The organism is Microcoleus sp. F10-B2 (assembly GCF_036704965.1).
In the GTDB taxonomy this organism is placed as follows: domain Bacteria; phylum Cyanobacteriota; class Cyanobacteriia; order Cyanobacteriales; family Microcoleaceae; genus Microcoleus.
On record NZ_JAUBTB010000206.1, the window covers coordinates 1 to 2,196 of the forward strand.

Annotated in this window: 2 protein-coding genes and 2 pseudogenes; 2 read left to right on the top strand and 2 right to left on the bottom strand. The window is 33.2% G+C overall.

Translation table 11 applies throughout. The features are described from left to right. The first annotated feature begins 133 nt into the window (after positions 1-133). Both QUA99_RS32610 and QUA99_RS32615 read left to right on the top strand, forming a co-directional pair. Positions 134-505, top strand: a complete 372-nt coding sequence (locus QUA99_RS32610) for a winged helix-turn-helix domain-containing protein (protein ID WP_445251060.1) — start codon at positions 134-136, stop codon at positions 503-505. Between the two features lie 182 nt (positions 506-687). Further along, a pseudogene (locus QUA99_RS32615) lies at positions 688-978 on the top strand (transposase); the annotation flags it as partial. Here the strand turns inward: QUA99_RS32615 and QUA99_RS32620 are convergent. Beyond that, positions 975-1,385: pseudogene (locus QUA99_RS32620) on the bottom strand (transposase); the annotation flags it as partial. The pseudogenes QUA99_RS32615 and QUA99_RS32620 sit on opposite strands and share 4 nt — an antisense overlap. A 146-nt stretch (positions 1,386-1,531) precedes the next feature. Beyond that, on the bottom strand, positions 1,532-2,044 hold the full coding sequence (locus QUA99_RS32625; RefSeq protein ID WP_333381760.1) for a winged helix-turn-helix domain-containing protein: 513 nt from the start codon (positions 2,042-2,044) through the stop codon (positions 1,532-1,534). Between the last annotated feature and the right edge of the window lie 152 nt (positions 2,045-2,196).

The window sequence follows — 2,196 nt, forward strand, 5'->3', positions numbered from 1 at the left end:
TTCTATCATGTAGCGCAGGGCGAAAAATTTTGGCTCATATCATACTTTTAACCATTTACAAAACCGGGATGCTCCCCATAGACTTACTGTACATAGATGGTTAAAAAAATATAGTATTGGCGGTCTATCAGGATTGTTAGAAATACGGCAATCAACGGGTAGACCCCGAGTAATTCCCTCGGGCGTAATAGTTGGATTGTCAAAAAAGTTAAGTGATGAGTCATGTGAATTCAAGAGTTATAAGCAAATTGCGAAATGGGTGGAAAAAAACTATAAAATATCACTCAATTATCACACATTATACAAACACTTACACTATCGAATGAAAGCTAAACTAAAAGTACCAAGACCCTCGATTATAAAAAAAGATGAGCAAGCAGCTATCGCTTTCAAAAATACACTCAATAAAATGCTGAAAATGGCTTGCTCGTTGGAGTATAGGACTCCTAATCCAGCAAAAAATGGGGTCAAGTATTGGTCTCAAGATGAAACTAGAATTGGCTGAAAAACGATTGAGAGAAAAAGAATTACAGCTTTGGGAGTTAAGCCTAAAGGTAAAGTTCAATGGAATTTGAAAGCCTTCTATTTATATGGGGCAGTTGCCCCGAAAACTGGAGAAAGTTTTTGGTTAGAGTTCTCACATTTAGATGTCTCTGCTTTCAAATATTTTGAGATCAATTAGCAGAACAATATCCGAACAATTTAAATTTTATCCAATTAGATAATGGGAGATTTCATCATGGTAGTAAGCTAAAAATACCAGATAATGTTATCTTGATATTCCAACCACCCGGAGGCCCTGAATTGAATCCAATCGAAAGAGTATGGCAGCACATTAAACAAGAACTGAGTTGGGAGATTTATGATGATTTAGATGGTCTTAAAGAAAAAGTTTGCGCTGCTCTTAAAGAATTTTCTACAGAGACAATAGCATCTATAGCAATCCTAAATGATTTTCTATATCTAGAGCAATCCTAAATGATTTTCTCTGTGTAAGTATATTGACGTATTTTGGGGAAATCAAATTTATGTTCGTTAGTAAAAAACTCAAATAAAAATTTGACAATCTTAAAAGAGCTACATAAATACCAATACTTTCTTAAAAAGTTTTTAGCTTGTAACCAAATATCTTCAACGGGATTCTGTTGGGGAGCATTGGGAGCAAATAAAATACAAGTAATTGACCAATTCTCAGGTTCTTTGTCACCATTTAGTTCTAATAAAAAGTCTCTAAATTCTCCATATTTATGATAACTAGCTCCATCCCAAATCAAGATAATCTTGCGATGTTTATATTTATTTTGTAAGTATTTTATGAATTTAACTGTTGATTTTCCATCACCAGATGGATGGCTCTGAATATGGAATTCTTTGCTTTGATAATTGAGTGCGCCAAAATAAGTTTATCTATCTTTCTCATTGGTAATTGGGACTTCAATTCGGATTTTTGATTGACCCCAAACATAACCAGTTAGATCACCATGAAGTAGATGACATTCATCTAAAAACAATACTATTATTTCCCCAGACTCTATACCACCCTTGTTTTTAAACAAAATATCGTTAATTTCTTCTGTCTTTTTTTTACAAGTTCTTCATCAAATTTAGGATTGGTTTTTTGAGTTTTTTTCCAACTAATTTTCGCCCGGTCGAAAAGTTCATAGTAACTCTGTTTTGATTTATATGTCACACCAAATTCTCGCTCTAAATAAGTAACCAGCTCATCTAAATTCCAATATTCTTTATTCTTTAACCACTCAATTACTTCAGTATTTTGTCGAGCTGTTAAATACCCTTTTGACCCTTTATGCCCTAGTTTGATTCCTGCGATGCCTTTGGTTTTAAATTGCTTTTTCCAATAACCAATAAAAAACTTACTTACACCCAAAATCTTGCTAATTTCATGGTAGATATTACCTGAGATCGCCATCCTTACAGCTATTGCTCGTTTTAGTTCTCTGGCATCGATATCACTTTTAATGAAAGATTCTAAATAATCTATTTCTTTTTTCCGATCTTTTTGTTGCTGTTGTAAGTTATTCATGTTTTTATTGTCACAATCAAGTATTGCATATAATTGTATCATAGTCTTGATAATGATTTAGGATTGCTATATAGGGATCGCAAATGATTTGTAAATCATCGAGCGTGTATAATGAGAGATGTAAATCTAAGTAGAAGTTGAGATGTCCCTAG